Annotated in this window: 18 protein-coding genes; 5 read left to right on the top strand and 13 right to left on the bottom strand. The window is 65.6% G+C overall.

Going from position 1 to position 18,906, the window contains the following annotated elements; all coding sequences use genetic code 11:
- Positions 1-8: 8 nt before the first annotated feature.
- The 9 genes from WJ542_RS03035 to WJ542_RS02995 form a co-directional block, all read right to left on the bottom strand.
- Positions 9-599, bottom strand: coding sequence for an antirestriction protein ArdA (locus tag WJ542_RS03035; protein ID WP_411187730.1), 591 nt, complete (start codon positions 597-599; stop codon positions 9-11).
- 542 nt (positions 600-1,141) lie between these two features.
- Positions 1,142-1,459, bottom strand: coding sequence for a hypothetical protein (locus tag WJ542_RS03030; protein ID WP_150562026.1), 318 nt, complete (start codon positions 1,457-1,459; stop codon positions 1,142-1,144).
- Positions 1,460-1,555: 96 nt separating this feature from the next.
- A complete protein-coding gene (locus tag WJ542_RS03025) occupies positions 1,556-2,239 on the bottom strand; it encodes a hypothetical protein (protein WP_411187728.1) in 684 nt (227 codons plus the stop codon).
- A 131-nt stretch (positions 2,240-2,370) separates the two neighbouring features.
- The gene (locus WJ542_RS03020; RefSeq protein WP_411187726.1) at positions 2,371-2,721 is read right to left on the bottom strand and encodes a hypothetical protein; all 351 of its coding nucleotides are present in this window, start codon (positions 2,719-2,721) and stop codon (positions 2,371-2,373) included.
- Positions 2,722-2,810: 89 nt separating this feature from the next.
- Positions 2,811-4,844: a DUF5906 domain-containing protein gene (locus WJ542_RS03015; RefSeq protein ID WP_411187724.1), complete on the bottom strand. Its 2,034-nt coding sequence runs from the start codon at positions 4,842-4,844 to the stop codon at positions 2,811-2,813.
- A 123-nt stretch (positions 4,845-4,967) separates the two neighbouring features.
- A complete protein-coding gene (locus WJ542_RS03010) occupies positions 4,968-5,171 on the bottom strand; it encodes a hypothetical protein (protein ID WP_411187722.1) in 204 nt (67 codons plus the stop codon).
- Between the two features lie 872 nt (positions 5,172-6,043).
- A complete protein-coding gene (locus WJ542_RS03005; protein WP_411187720.1) occupies positions 6,044-6,676 on the bottom strand; it encodes a hypothetical protein in 633 nt (210 codons plus the stop codon).
- A 54-nt stretch (positions 6,677-6,730) separates the two neighbouring features.
- The gene (locus WJ542_RS03000; RefSeq protein ID WP_411187718.1) at positions 6,731-7,387 is read right to left on the bottom strand and encodes a hypothetical protein; all 657 of its coding nucleotides are present in this window, start codon (positions 7,385-7,387) and stop codon (positions 6,731-6,733) included.
- Between the two features lie 380 nt (positions 7,388-7,767).
- Positions 7,768-9,273 (bottom strand): tyrosine-type recombinase/integrase, encoded by a 1,506-nt coding sequence (locus WJ542_RS02995; protein WP_411187716.1) that lies wholly within the window; start codon positions 9,271-9,273, stop codon positions 7,768-7,770.
- A 515-nt stretch (positions 9,274-9,788) separates the two neighbouring features.
- Between WJ542_RS02995 and queC the strand changes: the two genes are divergently transcribed.
- From queC to WJ542_RS02970, 5 genes are all read left to right on the top strand, one after another.
- Positions 9,789-10,523, top strand: a complete 735-nt coding sequence (gene queC / locus WJ542_RS02990; RefSeq protein ID WP_411187714.1) for a 7-cyano-7-deazaguanine synthase QueC — start codon at positions 9,789-9,791, stop codon at positions 10,521-10,523.
- A gap of 135 nt (positions 10,524-10,658) precedes the next feature.
- Positions 10,659-11,291 (top strand): 7-carboxy-7-deazaguanine synthase, encoded by a 633-nt coding sequence (queE, locus tag WJ542_RS02985; RefSeq protein WP_411187712.1) that lies wholly within the window; start codon positions 10,659-10,661, stop codon positions 11,289-11,291.
- Between the two features lie 33 nt (positions 11,292-11,324).
- Entirely contained in the window at positions 11,325-11,768 is a 444-nt protein-coding gene (gene queD / locus WJ542_RS02980; protein ID WP_027793218.1) for a 6-carboxytetrahydropterin synthase QueD, read from the top strand.
- A 265-nt stretch (positions 11,769-12,033) separates the two neighbouring features.
- Positions 12,034-12,816: an HpcH/HpaI aldolase family protein gene (locus WJ542_RS02975; protein ID WP_411187710.1), complete on the top strand. Its 783-nt coding sequence runs from the start codon at positions 12,034-12,036 to the stop codon at positions 12,814-12,816.
- Between the two features lie 11 nt (positions 12,817-12,827).
- On the top strand, positions 12,828-13,577 hold the full coding sequence (locus tag WJ542_RS02970; RefSeq protein WP_411190464.1) for a tetratricopeptide repeat protein: 750 nt from the start codon (positions 12,828-12,830) through the stop codon (positions 13,575-13,577).
- A 61-nt stretch (positions 13,578-13,638) separates the two neighbouring features.
- Here the strand turns inward: WJ542_RS02970 and rodA are convergent, their stop codons facing one another.
- The 4 genes from rodA to mreC form a co-directional block, all read right to left on the bottom strand.
- Positions 13,639-14,805 (bottom strand): rod shape-determining protein RodA, encoded by a 1,167-nt coding sequence (gene rodA, locus WJ542_RS02965; protein ID WP_411187708.1) that lies wholly within the window; start codon positions 14,803-14,805, stop codon positions 13,639-13,641.
- A 10-nt stretch (positions 14,806-14,815) separates the two neighbouring features.
- On the bottom strand, positions 14,816-17,152 hold the full coding sequence (mrdA, locus tag WJ542_RS02960; protein ID WP_411187706.1) for a penicillin-binding protein 2: 2,337 nt from the start codon (positions 17,150-17,152) through the stop codon (positions 14,816-14,818).
- Between the two features lie 84 nt (positions 17,153-17,236).
- Complete coding sequence (gene mreD / locus WJ542_RS02955; RefSeq protein WP_411187704.1) at positions 17,237-17,749, bottom strand: rod shape-determining protein MreD; 513 nt, start codon at positions 17,747-17,749, stop codon at positions 17,237-17,239.
- Complete coding sequence (gene mreC / locus WJ542_RS02950; RefSeq protein WP_411187702.1) at positions 17,749-18,804, bottom strand: rod shape-determining protein MreC; 1,056 nt, start codon at positions 18,802-18,804, stop codon at positions 17,749-17,751. Before mreC ends, mreD begins: the two co-directional genes overlap by 1 nt.
- Positions 18,805-18,906: the final 102 nt, after the last annotated feature.

The raw sequence follows: 18,906 nt of genomic DNA, 5'->3' as shown, positions 1-18,906 counted from the left end.
GTGGACGCTTACAGCGCGTCGGCGTTCGTGACGGTGTAGGTCGTGCCGGCGAACTCGGTTTCGGTCATGGCCCCGGCCAGGCGTTGATCCCTTGCGAACGCCTCGTAATCCACGTAATACCGGACGGCCTGCGGGATGTCGTGCAGGTACAGTTCGTCGAACAACTCGGTGGCCGCCTCCACCAGCGAACCGGCGTAGAGGTTCACGTCGTCGATCTTGTCGAGGGCGTCGGCCAGCGAATAGCCCAGGTCGCCCACGATGTACGACAGCGCCGCCTGCTCGCGCTCGTCGAGGTCCACCACGTCGTCGAACCACGCCTCAAGGTTGGCCTGGTTGATGCCCAGCGCTGCGAACAGTTCGGCCTCCGCGTCCGTGCCGTCGATGAACTGCAGCTCGTACTCTTCGACCGGAGCGCCCCAGCGGTCCGTGTTGGCCTCGGCCTTCGCGGTGTAGTCCTCCATGCTCGTGAAGTAGAACCCGCGTGCGTCGAGGTTGTAGGGTTGTGCGTGGTAGGTCGTTTCCCCTGCCTGCGGTTGGAGGAGCCCGCCTTGGATGGGGTTGCTGTTGCTGTTCGTGTGGTTCTGGCCGGTCGCGTTCATGGTGGTGCTCCTTGTTCGGTGAAGGTCTGCTGTCGGTATCGCCCGGCGCATAACGAAGCCGTCCCGACACAAGGGCCAGGGGCACGCCAAAGCCGCAGCCTGCGCAGCAGGACCGGGTGCCGGCGGGCGCGCAGCGAACCCTTGCCCTGCCCGTGGCGGGATGGCTTATGCGTCGGCCGGTTGGCGATACCGGCGGCTTTTCAACGAACAAGGGGCGAACGCGGCCGGTCGTGGGAGAACCGCACGGGCCGTTGATGTGGTCTTTCGCGATGTTGTGTTTTTCGGTGGGGCTGTTACCTTGGGCTTGTCGGCGGCGTGGTGTCCGCCGATGTGCATGTGTGCCCTGGTGGCAAAGGCCGGTCGATGTGGACCGGCCTTTGTTCGTCCTGCCAGGGAAAAGACGGGGCGGCTATCGCCGCCCTTGGCCGATCCGCTGACGCCCGTGGCGCCTGCGGCGGTTACAGCCTGGCCCGGCGCCGGGATGGCGCCGGTACGGCCGAACCCGCCGCAGGCGCCACGGGGCGAACGGTGCGCCGGGGCGATCAGAACGGGGCGCCGTGCGTGAAACCTTCGTAGGTCTTCGCGAACGAGTGGCCGTAGGCCGCGAGCGTCTTCGCCTTAAGATCCGCGGCCTCGGCCGACAGGTCGGGCTCGTCGCCGGCCAGCCATTCGACCGCGCGAGCGCGCAGCGTGGCGAGGTCCGGCAGGACGGCGCAACGGCGCACGATGTCGTCCACGAACCGCACGAGTTGACTGGGCTGGGTCGAGTACCGGAACACCGGGGCCGACGAAGCCGGCGGCGTGGTGTCGTAGTTCATCGTGTCCGAAAAGCCGATGCATTGGTCGAGGGCGGTGGTCATGGTGGTGTGCTCCGTGGTGAACAGGCCCGGATGGCCTGGTACCGCCTCATCCCGCACGTGAGGCGGGCACCGGGGCGGACGTTGACGCCGGAGCGATTACAACCGGCGCCGTGCGGGCGCGGCGATCGGGGCCTCCTCGATCGCCGCCTCGGCCGTGTCGCGCAACACCTTGGCCTCGCCAGCAATCAGGATCGGGTCAAGAAACGATGAGGCGGAGAAGCATTGCCGGCATGCTTCGATCACGCGCACGTCGTTGACCGCTCGAAAAACCGGATGCGTCAGCGGCGCACCGTGCGTCTGGTACACGTTCCCGGCGTTCGCGTTCACGTCGGACCAGTCGAAGTCGATCCCGTCCTGACGGGCCGTGCCGTTCGAGCGAAACGCACGCAGGGTCGCGTTGTCGGTGAAAAACACGAGGTCGCCGGCAGGGAAACGGTACAAGCGGTGGGCCGCGCGCTCGGGCGTCGCACGCCGCAGCAGACGGCTCAACACGACGCGCGCCTCGTCGATCGGCAACGGAGCACCGACCACGACGGCAGCGGCTTCCTGGATCAGGCCGAACCACGCGTCGTTGGGCACGGCGACCCACGTTTGACCGTCGAGCCGATGGATCAGCGGTGCGTCAAGGTCGGATACGTTCACGGCCAGCGTGTGAGCGGAGTTGATGGCGTGCGACAGTTCCTCGCCGACGCACCAGCCCGCGCCGAAGGTTTTGACGGCGCCCGGGTGCCTCGTGGTGAGTTGGCGTGTGCCCGGAAACGCGGTGTTGATCAGGTTCATCGGGAGTTCTCCGGGGCCGTAAACGAAAACGCCCCAGCGAGAACTGGGGCGAACGGTGGGCGCGGTGCGTTGCGCTGGTGTACTCAATAAAACTCCAGCTCGAACGCTTGTCAACGTTCTGATGACATTTTTTAGCGCGCGAACCGGGGCCGTGTGCCGCTCGGCAGCACGGCGAACGCCGGTGCTTCGTACGGCCCGATGCCGTCGAACGGGCGCAGCGGTTCCAGGCCGTCCACGGTCAGGTGCACGACGCCGTTGTGCCGGTCGCACGCCCACGGGTCGTCGAGCATCGCGGCCACGCCCGCGAAAAACACGGCCTCGGGCTCGGGCTCGACGTTCGAGCGCGCGCAGTAGTCGGCGTACAGGCCGTGGATCGACGCTTTGCCGGTCCAGACCGTCGGCTCGGTCCGCACGTTGAAATACCGCACGAAGCGCTCGCGCATGTCAGCGCCGGTGAACGGGGCAAGGTTTTGATCGGTCATGGTGGACTCCAGGTGATGGCGCCAGGCCGGCGCCGGTACCGGAAAACCAGCCGTGAGGCTGGCACCGGGGCGGACGTTCGGCGACCGGCTCACACCGGCACGATGCCTTTCACGAGCAGCGGCACGTAGTCGATGCCGCCGCGCTGGTGGCGGGGCCACGTGGTGCCGAAAAAGGCGTACATGTTCCGCCAGAAGTGCACCTCGTTCAGCCGGTATTGCTCCTTGACGCCGGTGGCCTGGCAGTGCTTCACATACAGCGGGTACACCTCGAACTTGGGCGTGTGCTGGTCGGCGTCGGCGGCTTTCACGTCGAACGCATCGACGAACGACGACACCGGGTTGTTCGACGCAATCACGCGGGCCTTCAACATCCGCACCGGGGCCGGTGCTTCGGCGTCGGGCATGAACCGCCCGCGCTGCACGAGGCGCACGGCGCCGTCGATCACGAAATCGACCATCTGGAGCAGTTCGGCCGGGTTGCTCACGATCTGCTCGACCAGATCCGTGTTGATGCCGCCCGGCTTCGTCTCGGCCTGCACGTCCCAGGGGATGCAGCACAACCGGTCGGCGATCGCACCGCTGGGATCGTCGCGGTAGCGCGGCGGTTCGTTGGTCGCGATGATCAGACGGCCACGCGGGATCATGTTGATCGACGGCTTGCCCTTGCGCGTCACGTTGATCATGTCCGACGCGACCACCGCTTTGAACTCCTTGGCCGGGAAGTTTTCGGTTTCGGACGCGATGTACAGGGTCTTGCCGACCATCGACTCCATCGCGAAGTTCTCGGCCCACTTCTCCGGCTCGACCGCGGCCCATGCCGGGTGAAACACGCGCGTGAGCAGCGATTGAAACGTGGACTTGCCGGAGCCCTTCGGGCCGACCAGCAGGATGGCCTTGCGCCAGGTCTTGTCGCCCGTGACGGTCGAGCCCATCGCCTCGGCCACGTAGTGCACCATGCCCGGGTCGTCGTGGCACGCCGACAGGATGAACTCGCCGAACAGGCTGGCCTTGCCCAGCGGCGTCGTGGTGTAGACGCCCGAGCCCTTGCTGTCGAGCGGGCCGACGCTGCGCTTCCAGTCGATCGACGCCTGGATGCAGGCGGTGGTGCCGAAGTGCGGCGCCGGCTTGTGCGCGAGGATCGACACCGTGCCGTCGGTGGACTTGACGATTTCGAGCACCGCGTTTTTCAACTGGATGTAGATTTTGCCCTTGCCCGGTGCCGGCTTCGCGTGCTCCTTGCGCAGGATCATGAGCGCGAACGTCAACATGCTGAACACAAGGCGGCTGGTCGCCTTATCGGCGGTGTGTTGAAGCGTGAACGAGGCCGCGCGGTGCTCGTTGTCCTCGTCCGTCTGCGGCACCCAGTACGTGCCGTCGTATTTGTAGAACACGTCGTCGGTGTGCTGCGCGTTGTCGAGCGACCGGCCACCGGGGCGGTACGTGCGATCGGCGATGCAGTGGTTCAGGTACTTCACCTCCGGCGTCACGTCGTCCGGCGTGTCGGCGAGCGTTTCGAGCGCGTGCAGCGCTTCGTCGGCGTCGGCCCGGGCGGTTTCCGCGACCTCGGCGTCGGCGGCCAGGCGCTCGGCTTCGGCCGTTGCGCGCTCAACGGCGAGGCGGGCCGTGGCGATCTTCGCCTGCTCGCGGACCTGCGCCGTGCCGGTCAAGGTGGCCGCCACCGCTTCGCGTTCGGCCACTTTGTCCTCGGCCTTCGTCTTGGCATTCAGCGCGCTCTTGGCCTTCGTCGCGGCGGCCTTGGCCTCGGCGGTCAGGATTTTGAGCTGCTGACGCAACGCCTTGACCTGCGATTTGCGGTCCTCTTCCTCGGGACGGCCGGTTTCGATCGGCACGGTGCCGTGGCCCTGGAACGCGCCGCCGGTCGGCTCGTCGTTGCCGTCGCTGTCGTCCGTGTCGTCGTCCACGTCCGACTCCGGCAGGTCGTCGTGCGGCAGGTCGGCGAGCGCGATGCCGCTCTCGTCGTCGTCGCCGAACCGCACGGGGCCATCGTCGAGCGTCGGCGCGAGGGCTGCGGCGCGGTGCGCCTTGAAGTCGAACACCGTGGCCGTACCCTCCGGGCAGGGCTTCAACAGGAACGTCGGACGGGTACGAGCGAGCGAAGGCATAGAGGGCTCCTTGAAACTTGACGACGGAGCCGGTTCAACCTACGGTACAACGTGAACCGGCGCTTTAGAGGGTGCAGCGTTCAAACATCGGACCAGCGCCTGCCAGCACTGGTCTTTTCTTTTTCAGGCGATGGATTTCTCGCGGACCGGCAGGCCGATGTTCGGAAAGGCGCCCGGGTTGCGCACGATGTCCATGACCGCGGCCCGTACCATCTCCATCGGCTTCATGCCGCGGCTTGCGGCCACCCGTGCCAGTTCGTCGCGCGCCTGGCTGGTCAGTCGGACGCAAATGGCGGCGTCGTAGCGGTTTCCGGCTTCGATGGTCATGCCCTTCTCCTCGTGGTGAAACAAAAAAGCCCCAGGCTGGTTTAGGCCGGGGGCTTCGGTCATGGCCTGCGCTCGGCAGGCCCGATGGTGAACGTTGGTCGGGGCGCGACGTTCTGCGCCCCTGCCTACGTACCATACTGCCCCACGGTTCCGTGTCAACATCCTGATTACGTTTTTCCGCGTACCGCTTGCTGCGTCCTGCTCGCCGTCCACCGTCTCCAGCGATCGGGCCGGAGGCGGATCGGCCTCACCGCCCGCTTACCCGTGTCTTACCCGTGTCGGCGAGCCCCGCCCAGCGGGGCTCCAACGACTTACCTGTGTTTTACCTGTGTCGGCTCAAACCCTTATGGGGCAAGGCTTTTAGCCAGATTTCATGCTCTCCAACACAAGTAAAACAGGTAAAACGTCGAACCGACCTCACAACCGCTCGACTCCGTTTTAAAAATGAAAAACTGCACCGTCCCTGCTGCTCTCCGTTTTTGTTTTTGAAAACGCTCTAGCTCTTCTGCGCGGTACCGCCGGATTTACCTGTTTTACCTGTGTCGCCCCCCGCAAACCCTTTCCCCATAAGGCTTGGCGCTCACGGGTAAGCCAAAAAACTACCTGTTTTTACCTGTGTCGAAACTGTCGTTTTGCTTTCGGTCGGCGCTCCTGACGCTCGCGGAACCCAAAAACGGGCGGCTATCGCCGCCCTGGTCACTCCGCTGACGCCGGCCTGCTGGCGTCGGGTCATCCCCTACTACGTGATGCCGGCTGCTTCACTGGCCTCTGCCAGCGGCCAGAGCGCGGCGCGCGCTTCGGCGGGCAACCATGCGAACGCGGGGCGGGTGGTGTTTTTGGTCATGGCAGGCTCCTGGTAGGTGGTGGCTTGATCAGTTCGTGGCGGCGCTGGCCGTCGAACCTTCGGCGATGCGCTCGCGGTGGCGCTTCATCACCTTGCCGAGCGCGTTGGCCGCCACGACGAGGCCCGCTGCGACCATCGCCTCGGGGCTGATGCCGTAGTGGTTCGCGAAGTGCTCCAAGTCCGCAGCGTCAACGTGGTCTTGCTCGTTGTAGAAGTCGCCCGCTTGCAGGGCGGTGAACAACTTGGCCGGGTGGAGTCCGGCGACCGTTTCAATGGCGGCGGGCAGGGCTGCAGCGTCCACGGTCTCCGGCGGGTACGTCGCGTCGAGCCGTTCGTTCAGCATGTCCGCGCCGTGGCTGTTGTTCATCAGTTCGAGCGCGTTTTCCAACGCTTCGGGCGTGATGTCGTAGTCCTCGGCGAGTTCTGCGCGCAGGCTTGCGAGAAAGGGCTCGTAGTCGTCGTCCTGCTGCGCGTCGAACCAGAGGTCGTCGCGCTCGTCTTCGTCGTCCGGGTCGTCGGCGTGCTCGTCGATCCACTCGTTGAGCCAGTCGTCTTGTGCCTCGTTGTGCGCGCGTTCGGCCTTGAGCGCACGGATCGCGGCCTTGCGGCCCAGCGCGACCAGCGCGTTGAGGGCTTGTTCGGTGTGGTGGTCGATGCTCATGTGTAGCACTCCTAAATGGTGTGATGGGTGGTATCAAACAAACATACAAACGTATCAGTGCAAGGTGGCGCCGGCCGACGCGGCGTAGGACGGGCTGTCAACGTGATAGTTGATCCCGATCTGATCGCCAAAGGCCACGGCCTTGGCGTCGATCGTCTCGCCTTGGATGCTGTCGTCGGGCAAGCCCATGCTGTTCAGGATCGCGCTCAACATCGGGAACACGTCGAAATCGTCACGCGCTTTCATGGCAACCGCCACCCGCATGAACTGAAAGCCGGTGTACGCCGGGGTTTCGTCGGTCAAGGGCTGGCCGGCCGCTGCCAATAAGGCGGTGACGTGGTCGATGGCCTTCTGCGCGCGGTGCTCGGTACGAGCCAGCGTTGCCACCAAGTCGCGGCGGTTCTTGGCGCAACGCTTGGAACGGTGCAGGTACAGGGTGCGGCGTTCGGCCTCGTCAAGGTTCGGCGTTGCAAGCGTCAGCAGGCCGTAGGCGATCGTGCCCTCGCGCGCCACGAGCAGGCTTTCGTCGAACTGCATGAGGGCTCGGACGACCGCCCTGCGCAAGGGATGCGGCAGGGCGATCCAAAGGATGGCCTCGATCGGCAGGAAGTTGGTGATCAGCGGGTAGACGACGGGCAGCGGAAAACACTCGTCCAGCAGCCCCTTGCAGGCTTTTTCGTGGGCGGCGTCGTGGGCGTTACGGTATTGCATAGCACTCTCCAGAGAGTTGGTTCTTGAAAGGCAAAGGGACACCACGGTTTAAGGTGGTGCTTCTGCCTCCCGACCAACTGGAGGTGCTGCTGTTACGACCGCCGGCCCGTGCACAGGCCGCCGGCTGCTGGGCTTGCGTTCGCCCAAATCCGAGTCGCGTGGGTGCGCCTCACGGCGCGCTGGCGCTGCTCTGCCAGCCCCGCGGCGTCGCTGGTGGCGTCGCGGTGAATGGAATGTACCCGCCTGGGTACTTGCCTCGCAACGCTTTTTTTATAGATATGGCCCCGTTTTTGGAAAGCGCGCGGGGATTTGCGGGGAAGGGCGGGGCAACGTCGGAACGAGACGGGAAAGCCCCTACGCCCTACAAGGCTATTGTTTGCTCACCCGGCGGCTTGCAGCAGCGTGCGCAACTGGTCGAGCACGGCCGGGTTGTTCGCGGCCTGGGCTTTCAGCGCGTCGAGCAGGGCGTCGGCGTCGGCCGGCTGGATCGGTTTCATCATCCCAGCCGCCTCGAAAATACGGCGCTCGTGCGCGAGGTACACCGGCCGGAGCATGTTGAGTTTGGGCTTGATGCCGATGTACGTCTGCGTCACGTCTGACTTTTGGTCCGCGTGGTTCATGGCGATCTTGACCAGGCCGAACGATTGCGTTCCGTCCTTCATGACCGTTTCGGCGACGCTGCCCGCGAAACTTCGCCGCAGGTCGTGCATACGGATTTTCAGGCCCGATTTCCCGTCCCCGATCAGCAGCACGTTGCGCGGTTCGGTGAGGTGCAGGCCGCGCCGCTCCGACGGGAACACCCATTCGGGGTACTCGATCGTTTCGCCGCGCTTGGCGCGCTTCACGTCCCGGCCGCGGGGCGTTTCGTTGTGCGCTTTCAACTCACGCAGCAGTTGCGCGCAAAAATCAGTGAGCGGGAAGCAGTGCGATGAGCCGTTTTTGGTGTCCCGGAACTGTACGAACTTGCGCTCGAAATCCACGTCGCTCCATTTGAGCGTGGCGGATTCACTCTTGCGCGCGCCGAAGGCCAGCGACAGCAGGATGTAGTCGGCCATGATACGGCGCGTCCAGGGCCGTTTGCCGATCGGGTTCGTACGCATGTCGGCGATCGCGCGCAACCATTGCTTGTCCTGCTCGCCATCGGTGTCGAGCGAGGTGGTGCGGCGCGTGACCTGCGGCAAGCGGTACGTTTTGAGGTATTCGTCGAACGGATTTGTCGGTGGTTCTTCGGTCGATGCCATGCGCGACCAGGCCGCCCGCGTGTAGCGCCAGCATTTGAGCGCGGTCGTGCCGCTGATGGTCGTGGTCAACTGGTCCATCATCGCTTTCATGTCGTCCACGGTCACGTCGTGGACCGGCATGTTCCAGACTTTGGTTTTGCCGACCCATTGCGCGACCTCGCGGCGATCTTTCGCGGTACCCGACGCGTCGGTGGGTTTCTGACGTTCGGCGTCACGTGCGACGACGTAGCCAAACGTGAGTTTGTCGCGCTCGTAGCGGGCCGCCGTCGCCTTGCGGTTGTCCTTGACGGTGTGGTTCGGGTCGATGCCTTGGGCCATCTGCGCCAGGGCGATGGTGGCCTTTGCCTGCGCCGCTTTCAGCCCGGTGGCGGGGAAATCACCGCACGGGAAACGACAAGGTTTCCCGGCGAGTTTGCGTTCAGCGTAAAATGCTCGGCTCTTCGCGGTGATGCGCAGCGAAAAGCCTTTCATGTTGGCGTCGCGCACGAAGTAGTCGGTGGCGCCGGCGGGCGGCGGTGCGGTGAGCACGGTGCCGGTGGGTGACACGCCGATCGGGCGTTGCTCGAAGGGCAGGCGAGCGATCTGCAGCAGCGTCTTGTCGTTGAACGGGATTTTGTCGATGCTGGGCGCGGTGGGCGTGCTCATCGTCGGGTTCCAGGAGGTCGAGGTGTGCGGGAATCATACCCGGTTTTTGGCTCCCTCTTGGCTCCCTTTGAACCCCGAAAATACCCGCAAAACCCCGTTGGATTGCTTGTTTTTTAGGCAATCTGACAGGTGGATAAAAATGAATTTACGTGGATACTGTGTTGATTTATAACGGTTTTTCTTGATTTTGTGGGGCGTAGTTCTTCGGTTGGTGGCTGGATTGAAAATCCGCGTGTCGGTGGTTCGATTCCGCCCCAGGCCACCAGAATTTGAGCCCCAGGAGATCGCACGATTCCTGGGGCTTTTTCGTTGTTCAGTGGGTGTTGGATCGATGTTGGGTCGTCGGTGCACCAGCAGCAGCGCGACGATCAGCGGTATAAGCGTGCGCCGATCACCCGCGCGAGGCCCGCAGCCTATACTGCCGTTGCCGGCAACGCGCCGGTCCTGCGCAGCCGGAGGTGCCGTTGAGCGGCCTTCGCGAAGCCGCACGGGAACCTCACATACGGAGTTTCACGGTGACTCGAACAGACGCTAAAAACGGCGCACTCGTGCTGTTTTCCGGCGGCCAGGACTCGGCCACATGCCTCGCGTGGGCGCTCGATCGTTACGATACCGTCGAGACGCTCGGCTTCGATTACGGCCAGCGCCACCGCGTCGAACTGGAGTGCCGTGAGGGCTTTCGCGCCGCCATCGCGAACGGTTTTCCCGAGTGGGGCGAGCGCCTCGGCGACGATCACATGATCGACCTCTCGGTGCTCGGCGCGATCAGCGACACCGCCATGACGCGCGAGATCGAAATCGAAACCGCCGCGAGCGGGCTGCCGAATACATTCGTGCCGGGCCGTAACCTGATGTTCATGCAGATCGCCGCGGCGATTGCCTACCGGCGCGGGTTGAAGGTCCTCGTGGGCGGCATGTGCGAAACCGACTTCTCGGGCTACCCCGACTGCCGCGACGACACCATGAAGGCGCTGCAGGTCGTGCTGAACCTCGGCATGGACAGCCGCTTCGTGCTGGAAACGCCGCTCATGTGGCTCGACAAGGCCGACACGTGGCGCCTCGCGCAGCAACTGGGCGGCGACGAACTGGTCGAACTGGTGCGCGTCGAGACGCACACCTGCTACGTGGGCGAGCGCGCCGAATTGCACGAGTGGGGCTTCGGCTGCGGCGAGTGCCCGGCTTGCAAGTTGCGCAAGCGCGGCTACGAAGCGTTTCTCGCGGGCGAGAAGGTCATCGAAGCGCCGGTTTGAGGCGCGGACTGGCCGCGGCACTGCACGAGCACCGCTGACTCGCGCGCGGCAGACCCGCCGGGTGCCTAATTTTTGCGTGCGGGCACGACCCGGGCTAACCAGGACCAGACGATCAGGACCAGATCAGGCAGCAGCATGACTTACTCGGTAAAGGAAATTTTCTACACGTTGCAGGGCGAGGGCGCGAACGCCGGGCGTCCGGCCGTGTTTTGCCGGTTTGCCGGCTGCAACCTGTGGACGGGCCGGGAAGAGGATCGCGCTTCGGCCGTGTGCCGCTTCTGCGATACCGATTTCGTCGGCACCGACGGCGAGAACGGCGGCAAGTACCGCACGCCCGAGGAGCTCGTCGCGAAGATCGCGTCGCTGTGGCCCGAGGGCGAGGGCAACCGTTTCGTGGTGTGCACGGGCGGCGAGCCGATGCTGCAGATCGATCCGCCGTTCGTCGACGCGCTGCACGCGGCCGGCTTTACGATCGCCATCGAAACGAACGGCTCGCTGCCGGTCCTGGAAACGATCGACTGGATCTGCGTGAGCCCGAAGGCCGACGCGCCGCTCGTCGTCACGAAGGGCAACGAGCTGAAGGTCGTGGTGCCGCAGGACAACCAGCGCCTCGCCGACTACGCGAAGCTCGATTTCGAGTATTTTCTCGTCCAGCCGATGGATGGTCCGTCGCGTGACCTGAACACGAAGCTCGCCATCGACTGGTGCAAGCGTCATCCGCAGTGGCGCCTCTCGATGCAAACCCACAAGTACCTGAACATTCCCTGAATTTTCCCGCTTTTTAGCGTTAGAGCCGCCGTGCTGACGATCACCCGAAAACTCGAATTCGACGCGGGCCACCGCATTCCCGACCATCGCAGCCAGTGCCGCAACCTGCACGGCCATCGCTACGTGCTGGAAGTCACGCTGCAGGGCGACACCGTCGAGACCGAAGGTGCGCCCGACCGTGGCATGGTGATGGACTTCGCGGACGTGAAGGCGCTCGCGAACCAGCATCTCGTCGATCTGTGGGATCACGCGTTCATCGTCTACGAAGGCGACACGCAGGTGCGCGGCTTTCTCGAATCGATGCCGGGCCACAAGACGGTCGTGATCGACCGTATCCCGACCGTCGAGAACCTCGCGGCCATCGCGTTCGAAATTCTCGCGAACGTCTACGACGCCCATTACGGGGTCAATCTGCAGTTGCACAAGGTGCGACTCTACGAAACGCCGAACTGCTGGGCCGAAGTCGTCCGCGACTGAGGCTCACGCGCCTCGCCCGCTTGGCGGATCTGCCCGGGTCCGAAAGCGGGCGCACTTCTCCTTCGCTTTCACGCACGCAGGCGCCCGGGCCGGGTTTTCCGCCCGGCGGTCCGATTTATTGTCGCGGTATGATCCTTGCGGCAAGGCCGCGCATCCACGCGCGCAGCCAGACTACATAACGGAGCGAGACATGCCGGTCACACCGCCGCCGGGCGCCCAGAGGCGCGCGCCGCGTGGGCCGGACGGGCTCGCCGGGAGCACGGCGATGAGCACCTTCACCAATCCCCTCAAGGAACGCCTCAAGGAAGCGGGGCCGCTTTACGGCCTGTGGCTGTCGATGGGCAGCGAGACCGCCGCGGAGGCGCTCGCGCACGCCGGTTTCGACTGGCTGCTGATCGACATGGAGCATGCGCCGAACGATAGCGCCGACACCGTCGCGCAGCTCCGCGCGATCGCGGCGGCGCATCTGCCGACGGAGCCCGTCGTGCGCCTGCCGACCAGCGAAGGCTGGCTCGTCAAGCGTGTGCTCGACGCGGGCGCACGCACGGTGATGTTTCCCAACATCGGGTCCGCCGAGGAAGCGGCGCGTGCCGTGAGCTACACGCAGTATCCGGGCGAACAGACCCCCGAAGGGCGCCGCGGCGTGGCGGGCGTGGTGCGCGCCGCCGCCTACGGCATGCGGCGCGATTATCTGCACGGCGCGAACGGGCAGATCGCGACGATCGTGCAGATCGAGTCGGCGTCGGCGCTTGCCGAGGTCGAGCAGATCGCCGCGGTGCCGGGCGTGGATTGCCTGTTCGTGGGCCCCGCCGACCTGGCCGCGAGCCTCGGCCATCTGGGCGACTCGAAGCATCCGGACGTGCAGGCCGCGATGGTGCGCATCATCGCGGCGGCTCGCGGCGCGGGCGTGTCGGCGGGCATCTTCGCCATGGACTCGGCGCAGGCGAAGCAGTATCGAGAGATGGGTTTCAGCTTCATCGCGCTTGCCGCCGACGTGATCTGGCTCGTGCGGGCAACGCGCCAGGCGCTGCAGGAGGCGAGATCGTGAAGCGCAGGGCAATGACGGTATTTGCTCGCGCGCTGGCGGGCTGTTTTGCCGCGACGGCTGCGGCGGCGTGCTTCGCGGCCGCGAGCTCGGCTACGAGTGCAACCACGACGACGAACGCCGCGGCAAGTTCGGCTGGAACCGCAGACCAGAAGGTGTCGCGCGCGGACGCCGATCCGCAGACCGCCTCCGGCGTCGCCGATTACAACGCGGGCAACCTGACCGTCGCGCGCAACGAGTTCAGCGCGGCGGCGGCTCGCGGCAACCGGCTCGCGGAATTCGACTACGCGATGATGCTGCTCAACGGCGAGGGCGGTGCGACCGACATCGGCGAGGGCCGCAAGTGGTTGCGCAAGGCCGCCGACGCGAACATGTCGCACGCGCAGTACGTCTACGGAAAGATGTACGACGATGGCGACTTCGTGGAGAAGAATCCCACCGAGGCGCACCAGTGGTTCCTGAAGGCGGCGAAGCAGGGGCATATCCAGGCCGAGCTGGCGCTGGCGAACCAGTACCTCGACGGGCGCGGCACCGCGCGCGATAACCGTCAGGCGTTCTACTGGTACAAGAAGGCCGCCGAGGGTGGCGACATGACGGCGCAGTACGTGACCGGCTCGTTCTACGAACGCGGCGGCGACGGCGTGCCGAAGAACATCAATATCGCTCGCGCGTACTACGCGGCTGCGGCAGCGCAGGGCGACCAGGTGGCGCTGCTCAAGTACCGGCAGCTAAGCGCGGAGTTGGCGAAGTCGGCGCCGCAGTAAGGGAGCGGCGCAGCGCGAACCTGAGCGTGCAGGGCGTGCGCCGCACCTCGTTGTACGAAGCTCAGCTCTGCATCAATCGCTTCTGACGGCCGACGCTCATGATGAGCCCGATCGCGACGCCGAGCGTCGTGAGCGCGGTGCCGCCGTAGCTCATGAACGGCAGCGGCACGCCCACCACGGGCAGGATGCCGCTCACCATCCCGATGTTGACGAACGCGTAGGTGAAAAAGGCCATGGTCAGCGAGCCGGCCAGTAATCGCCCGAACAGCGTCGCGCCGTTCGCGGCGATATAGAGCCCGCGCGCGATCAGACACATGTAGAGCGTAAGCAGCACGAGGCCGCCGGTCATGCCGAATTCCTCCGAGAACACGGCGAAGATGAAGTCGGTGTGCTTTTCGGGGATGAACTCGAGGTGCGACTGCGTGCCCTTGAGCCAGCCCTTGCCGAGCGGGCCGCCCGAACCGATCGCGATCACGGCCTGGATCGTGTGGAAGCCCTTGCCGAGCGGATCGGAGGTGGGGTCGAGCAGCGTGCAGATGCGGTGCTTCTGGTAGTCGTGCATCAGCGGCCAGTTCACCTGAGGCTGGCAGATCTTGTCCTGGAACGCCGCGATCGACGCCACCGCGATCACGCATGCCACCAGCACGGGCACGATCAGCTTGAACGAGAGCCCCGCGAAATAGATCACGAAGAGGCCCGCCGCGAACACGAGCACTGCGGTGCCGAGATCGGGCTGCTTGGCGATCAGGCCCACCGGCACGAGCAGGATGACAAAGCCGACGACGAAGTCGTACCAGCGCATCACGCCTTCGCGCCGCTGGTAGTACCAGGCGAGCATGAGCGGCGTGGCGATCTTGAGGATCTCCGAGGGCTGGATGACGACGCCCACGTTGATCCAGCGTTTCGCGCCCTTGCGCGTGAGCCCGAAGAGCGCAACCGCTATCAATAGCGCAATTCCGAACGTATAGACCGGCACCGCGAAGCGCATCAGCGTGGTGGGCGGCACGTTCGCGAGCGCCCACATGAGCACGAAGGTCAGCATGATGTTGCGCAACTGGTCTTCGACGCGACCCGGCATGTCGAGGGTCGCGCTATAGAGCGTCACGATGCCCACGCACATCAGCAGGAACACCGTGAGGGCGAGCGGCCCGTCGAAGCCGATGAACATCTTGCGGATCGTGTCGAGTACCGCGCGCTTGTCGATCTTGTCGAACTGAAGAAAGGGCATGGCGTACTCCTTACTCGTCGATGCCGCCGGTGGCGGCCTTCGGCGGTGCCGGCTGGGCGTCGTCGTCGCGCGGCGGCGCGGCGAGCGTTGCATCGGGCGCGCTCGCCGGACGGCGCGGGCGATGCGGGGTGTTGTGGCGGGTAGCGGAGGCCGCGTCGGCACCGCTGGCGGTTCCCGGGACCGCTGCGCGCGCGGCGGTGGGGGAGGCGCTGGCGGCCGACGCCGCGCTTGAAGCCGTGCCTGAAGCCGTGCCCGCCGGCGCCGCAGAGTCGGATGCCGCAGAAGCCGCGGCGGCAGCCGAAGCCGCGCCGGGAATGGGCAACGCCGCGAAGCCGGTGGCGACCTCGACCGGCTGCGCGTCCGAAGCCGGTTCGGGCGCGCCGATCACGGGCGACGAGGCGTTCTGTGCCGCTGCCTTCGCGGCGGCCACTTCGGTTTGCAGCGCGCCGGGCTTCAGCCGGTCGACGAGATAGTAGTCGAGCACGCGGCGCGCGATCGGACCGGCGGCCTGGGCGCCCCAGCCGCCGTTTTCGACGATCAGCGCGACGGCGATCTGCGGCTTGTCGGCCGGCGCGAAGGCGATGAAGAGCGCATGGTCGCGCAGATTTTCGGCGAGCGCGTGCGCCTGGTACTTGCCGCCCTGCAGCGAGAACACCTGGGCCGTGCCGGTCTTGCCCGCCGAGGTATAGGGCGCGTTGGCGAAGATCTGGTACGCAGTGCCCGACGGGTTCATCGTCACGCCTTCCATGCCGCGCTTCACGACGTCGATGTCGGCCTGCGAGACGTTCAGGCGGCCGCTTTCATGCGGCACGGTAAGGCGCTCCTCGTGCGTGATCGGATTTTCGATTTCCTTCACGAGGTGAGGCTTCATGAGGATGCCGTTGTCGGCGAGCGTGGCCGTGGCGTGCGCGAGCTGCAGGATCGTGAACGAGTTGTAGCCCTGGCCGATGCCGAGGCTGATCGTCTCGCCCTCGTACCACTTCTGCTGCTCGGGCTTGCGGTAGGCCTTGCGCTTCCATTCGGTGGAGGGCAGGATGCCGCGCGCCTCGCCCGCGATGTCGATGCCGGTGATCTGGCCGAAGCCGAGCGGCTTCATGAAGTTCGCGATGTTGTCCACGCCCAGGTCGTGCGCGAGCATGAAGAAGTAGGTGTCGTTCGACACCATGATCGCGCGGTTCATGTCGACCCAGCCCTGGCCGCTACGCACGTCGTTGTTGAAGCGGTGGCCGCCGAACATGTAGTAGCCGGGGTCCGAGAAGCCCCATTGCGGCGTGCGCTTGTGCAGCGTGAGCGCGGCGAGCGCCATGAACGGCTTGTAGGTCGAGCCCGGCGGATACGTGCCGTGCAGCGGCCGGTTCAGAAGCGGGTGGTCGGGCGAGTTGTTGAGCTGGTCCCAGGTCTGCTGGTCGATGCCGTCCACGAACGAATTCGGGTCGAAGCTCGGCGCGGAAACGAATGCGAGGACGTCGCCCGTCGCGGGCTCGATTGCGACGAGCGCGCCGCGCTTGCCCGCGAACGCCTGCTCGGCCACTTCCTGCAGGCCGATGTCGATCGAGAGCACGAGATTGTTGCCGGGCGTGGCCTGGGTGCGCGAGAGCGTGCGCACCGGCCGCCCGCCCGCCGTCACTTCCACTTCCTCGAAGCCGGTGAGGCCGTGCAGCTCGGTTTCGTAGCTCTGCTCGACGCCGATCTTGCCGATGTAGTCGGTGCCCTTGTAGTTGTTGGCGTCCAGACGCGGATCGTAGTGCTCCTGATCGCTGTCGTTCTGGTCGCTCATCGCGTCGATCTTTTCCTGGTCGCGCTGCGAAATGCGGCCGATATAGCCGATCACGTGCGCGGCTGTCGGCCCGAGCGGATAGGAGCGGAACAGCCGCGCGCGCACTTCCACGCCGGGGAAGCGGTAGCGCTGCGCCGTGAAGCGCGCGACTTCGTCGTCGGTGAGACGCGTGCGGATCGGCAGGCTCTCGAAGTTCTTCGAATCCTCGAGCAGCTTCTTGAAGCGGCGGCGATCGCGCTGGTCGATGGGGATCACCGTCGAAAGCTGGTCGATCGTGTTGTCGAGCGTGTCGGTCAGCTTCGAGGGCGTGACTTCGAGCGTATAGGCCGAGTAGTTCTTCGCCAGCACGACGCCATTGCGGTCGGTGATGATGCCGCGGTTGGGCACGATGGGCGCGACCGAAATGCGGTTCTCGTCGGCCTGCAGCGAGTACTTGCTGTGGTTCCACACCTGCAGGTACAGGAAGCGGAAGGCGATCAGCCCGAAGCAGACGAACACGAACAGCCCCGCCGCCGCGACGCGCAGGCGGAATTTCGAGATCTGCTGCTGGGTGTCCTTGAATTCGGTCATGCGATGACGGCCCGCGAATGCGGTTCAGCGGACCGGGGGAAGTAAGAGGTTATCAAGCGTCTTCCTGCTGGGCTCGCGCGCCGCTCAGATGGGCCGCGTGTCGTCGGGATCGACGGGGCGGCGCTGCGGCAGCAGCAGCAGGAGGCTCGTCACGGGCCAGAGCACGGCGGCGACGAAACCGCTCACGAGATAGTCCCAGCCTGGGAACGCGGCGCCCATCAGCAGCCGGATCACGAACGGCACGAACTGCGCGCCGACCAGCATGGGCATCACGGCGAACATCTGCACGCCGATCGACATCCACAGCACGCGCCGGTGGATCGTGATCGCGCCGTACGAGAGCAGGGTGTAGGCGAGCGCGTGCTCGCCGAGCAGGCTCGCGTTATGCACGTCCATCAGCAGGCCGAGGCAGAACGCGAGGCCCATGCCCACCTTGCGAGGCTGGTGGATATTCCAGAACAGCAGCACGAGCGCGACGAAATCGGGCACGCCCGGCAGCTTGCCCCACGGCAGCAGGTTCAGCAGGAACGCGGCGGCCAGGCTGAACGCGATGAAGTACGGGTTGACCGGCTGGAGGATGTATTGCGGACGCGGCATCAGTGGCCCCTCTGCGCTTGAGGCTTCGCGGGCGCACCGGTATGTGCGCTTGCGTGTGCGTTCGTGGGGGCATTCACAACCGGTTTAGCCGCGGCGGCCTTCGACTTGTCGTCGGCCTTCTTGTCCTCGCCCTTGGCCGGCTTCTTCTTTTTCGCGTCTTTGGCCGCGGCTTCGGAAGCGGCCTCGGCAGCCTCCGCCGCTTCCACCGGATTCGGCGGCACCTGCGGCGTGTAATGCAGCACCAGCACCTCGCGCGCGCCGCGCACGGCGGCGACCGGTACGCAGACCACGCGCGCGAACGCCGTGTCGGCCTGCTTGTCCACGCGCAGCACCTTCGCCACCGGCAGCCCCTGCGGATAGATGCCGTCGAGGCCGCTCGTCACGAGTTCGTCGCCGGCCTGCACGTCCGCGCTGATCGGCACGAAGCGCAAATCGAGCAGCGCACCCTGCGGCGTGCCGTAGATCACGCTGCGCAGGCCCGTGCGGACGATCTCCACCGGCACCGCCTGATCCTTGTCGGTGAGCAGCGTGACTTCCGACTGCATCGGGAACACGCGCGTCACCTGGCCCACCACGCCATCCTCGCTTACCACCGGCGCGCCGTTCTGGATGCCCTGTTGCGAGCCGCCGCCGATCACCACCTTCTGCGTGAACGGATCGCGCGTGTCGTACTGGATCTCGGCGGGCGTGGTCTGCGCGCCGATGCGCTGCGAGAGCTGCAGCAGCGCGCGCAGGTGGGTGTTTTCGGCGGCGAGCGACGCGGCTTCGTTGGCTTGCTGCGAGAGCTGCAGATTGCGCGTATGCAGCTTCGCGTTGTCGGCGCGCAGCGAGGCGCTCGTGACCGCGAGGTCGGCGGCGCCCATAAACAGATCGCGCGGCACGAGGGCCGCGCGCTGCAGCGGATAGAGGCCTGCTCCCAGCACGCCTCGCACGATTTCCAGTGTCTTGAAGCGGGCGTCGGAGAACAGCAGGGCGAGCGACAGCACGACGAAAAAGATCAGTCGTGCGAGTGCCGAAGGGCCTTGCTTGAACAGGGGCGGCGGACTGTATTCCATGGTCGGCGCCGGGGGCGTGTGCGAAAGGATGAAACGGCGGCGCCTCAACGGGCGCCTGTCAGCGGGGCGCAAGGCGGCCTTTCAGCCGCCTCGACAGGGTGC

Source organism: Paraburkholderia yinzeri (genome assembly GCF_046581065.1).
In the GTDB taxonomy this organism is placed as follows: Bacteria; Pseudomonadota; Gammaproteobacteria; order Burkholderiales; family Burkholderiaceae; genus Paraburkholderia.
Note: the sequence above shows the minus strand (reverse complement) of the source record. Positions and strands in the feature narration are given on the sequence as shown.